The sequence below is a fragment of the Polaribacter sp. genome (genome assembly GCF_965656025.1).
GTDB lineage: Bacteria > Bacteroidota > Bacteroidia > Flavobacteriales > Flavobacteriaceae > Polaribacter.
Genome location: NZ_CBFHJT010000004.1, coordinates 1,427 through 4,355 on the forward strand (window position 1 = coordinate 1,427; position 2,929 = coordinate 4,355).

Genomic DNA, 2,929 nt, shown 5'->3' on the forward strand with positions numbered 1-2,929 from the left:
ATAAATCACGTAAGTCAAAAAGAGTTGGTAAATTATTTACAAAAAGCAACCCTATGTATTTCTTTTAGTAATTACGAAACTTTTGGAATTGTGATTCCAGAAGCAATTGCTTGTGGCACACCAGTAATTACAAGCCATACCGGTATTGCAACTACTTTAACAGCTAACAAATATTGTAAGGTTATTCCTATTAAAAATGAAACTTTATTATTAGAAGAAATTATAAAACACCAAACTACATTTACCAATTTAGACACACATAAAATGCATAGTTTTGTAAAACAACAATTTAGTAAAGAGGTGGTTTCTAACAAATTTTCTAATCTTTACTACAAATCTCTAAATACTTAGCTTGAATTTAATTGTTTCATATATTTCAAATTTTTTAAGCAGAAAAGGGAGTTATGTTTTTTTCGCGACTATTTTTGCACGTATTTTTTCTTTTTTAGCGGCTTGGTTTGCTTTAAAATTAATACCTAATAAAGAATTAGGGGTTGTACTTTTTGCCTACAACATCATTGTTTTTATAATACCTATAAGTGGTTTAGGCTTGCACCAAAGTTTTATAAGATATGGTGCTTTGCTAAAAACAAAAGCAGAAAAAAACAGCTTATTTTTATACGTTTTTAAAAAAGGTATTTGGGTTTCTTTACTCTTAATTGCTTGCATTTGTTTGATATCTTTTTTTATTGATTTTCAATTTAAAAACACCAGAACTTATTTAATTGTTTTGTCTTTTATAATCATTCCTTCTTTTTTGTTAGAAATTATAAAAGCACAATTAAGATTAAATCATGAGAATAAAAAATTTGCTTTTACAGAAATAACACAAAGTATACTGCTATTAATATCTGTTTTAATACTAAGTTATTATTTTAAAGAACTTGGTTATGCAGTTGCACTACTTATTACCCCTACCCTAACTGCTGTTTTATTTATAAAAAAAATAGGCATCAATTTTAAACTTAAAAATAAACTTACAATTACAGATAGTACATTTTGGAAGTACGGTTTTTTTGCAAGTTTATCTAACGTGGTTACACAACTACTTTTTGTAATAGATATATTGCTAATTGGTTATTTATTAGCAGATACAGAAATGGTAACCAATTATAGATATATTTCTTTAATTCCTTTTAGTTTGTTGTTTTTACCTCGTGTTTTTATGGCGACAGATTTTGTGACTTTTACAGAAAAAATATACGATAAAGCATACATTAAAAAATATATAAAGAGTTACATGTTATTATTTTTACTGATAAGCATTGTATTAGTAGTAACAAGCTATTTTTTGGGTGATTTCATTTTAGCACTTTTAGACAGTAACTTTTCAAAATACACACAAACATTTTTAATTTTAATAATTGGTGTTTGCGGTATTTTTATTTTTAGAGGATTGTTTGGCAATCTTTTGTCTTCTATTGGCAAAGCACATATAAACTATTACATTGCAAGTTTTGCGCTACTTTTAAACATTGTTAGTAACTATTATTTAATTCCTAAATATGGTATTAAAGGTGCGGCAATAACCTCTGCCATTTTAATGTGGTTTACTGGGGTTGTATCTGTAATTGCATTTAAATTGCTTTACAAAAAAGTTCTTTTAAAGACTGAGTAGTGTTCTTCTTTTGCACCAAAACTTCTATAAAATCTACCTATATTTTCTAAATTTCCACCTTCGAAATCTAATATTTTACCAATGTTTTCTTTACCCTTTAACATTATTGATATTAAAAAACTAGATGCTTGAAACTTTCTACCTTCTTCAGTAAATACCGAAAATAGATATATTATTCTAGTATTTGATACTATAAAAATAGCACCTCCCAGTAAAACTCCTGCTTTAAAAACACCTTTTACCATAACAGCTTTTTTAGTGTTTGCAATTTTTACTAGTTTTATTAATTTATCTTCTGGTATGGTAAAATTATAATGCTTCTTATGTATACGTAAAAGGTTATTAGCAGTAGTGTTTTTTACTTCTAACGCTTCTTTCTCTCCAACTTTAATAGCATGTTTTCTTCCTTTAGAGAAATTTTTATATAGTTGCTTATAATCCTCTGGTATTTTTAAAAAATAATTTAGCCTGTTTAAATTATTAGATATTAAGATATTTTTTGAATTTAAGCTTAATGTGACTTTAAGATATTTTTTGGGGATGTGTTTTAAGAAAATTTCCTGTTGATTTTTAGAAATAGTATCTATAGAGAAAACACCCAATTGCTGACAAAAATAAGGTTGTGTTACATACTTAATTCCATATTTTTTTTTCCAAGGAATGGGCATAACTGCTTTATACTCCTCTAAAACTAGTACATCCCAGTGATCTGCAACCACATCTAAATACCAAGAAAAGGCATAAACTCGAGATTGAAGCGAATTTTCTATACAGTAATTGTATTTTTCTGTATCTAAATCTTTTCTTTTTACGTAATGTATCATCTTAAAGCGTTGCAATTTTTACCATAGAATCGTACAGTCGTTTCCACCCTTTCCAGCGCATGTGATCGCTTAAGCTTTCGTTATGAAACAGGGTAATAAAAGTTCCGTTTACTGCTTTTACTTGGTTTTTTAAATCTCTTATTCTACCTAAAGATTGTTTGGGAGTAATTTTTAAATAATCGTTTAAAGTAGTATCCATTAATGCAAAAGGAAGCACTTTTAATGGCGTTTGAATCTCGAAATCTAAATCATAAAAATAAAAAGGCGTACAGGTACTTGCCCTAAAACCTACAGTACTTGCATAGCCCATAGAATAATCTTCTTCGATTTCTAAATCTATTAATTGTTGATAAGTTTCTGGCAGGTTAAAGCGTAAATAATGTTGTCTAGATCTAGTTACTGGCATATTCGTAATACCTTCTAATCTTTTTTTTTCTTTTTTTAAAAGTGGTGCATTCTGCATCGTAAAATAGGAAGGATGTAAACC

4 protein-coding genes are annotated in these 2,929 nt (G+C 27.8%); 2 read left to right on the forward strand and 2 right to left on the reverse strand.

Annotated elements, in window-relative coordinates; genetic code table 11:
• Together ACTG3S_RS01235 and ACTG3S_RS01240 are read left to right on the forward strand one after the other, a co-directional pair.
• On the forward strand, positions 1-351 hold a 351-nt coding region (locus ACTG3S_RS01235; RefSeq protein ID WP_439127557.1), incomplete at its 5' end, for a glycosyltransferase.
• A gap of 1 nt (position 352) precedes the next feature.
• Entirely contained in the window at positions 353-1,618 is a 1,266-nt protein-coding gene (locus tag ACTG3S_RS01240) for a hypothetical protein (protein WP_439127558.1), read from the forward strand.
• Here the strand turns inward: ACTG3S_RS01240 and ACTG3S_RS01245 are convergent.
• Both ACTG3S_RS01245 and ACTG3S_RS01250 read right to left on the reverse strand, forming a co-directional pair.
• On the reverse strand, positions 1,588-2,442 hold the full coding sequence (locus tag ACTG3S_RS01245; RefSeq protein WP_439127559.1) for a hypothetical protein: 855 nt from the start codon (positions 2,440-2,442) through the stop codon (positions 1,588-1,590). The genes ACTG3S_RS01240 and ACTG3S_RS01245 overlap by 31 nt on opposite strands.
• A gap of 1 nt (position 2,443) precedes the next feature.
• Positions 2,444-2,929 (reverse strand): polysaccharide deacetylase family protein (locus ACTG3S_RS01250; RefSeq protein ID WP_439127560.1); only part of this gene is annotated, 486 nt, incomplete at its 5' end.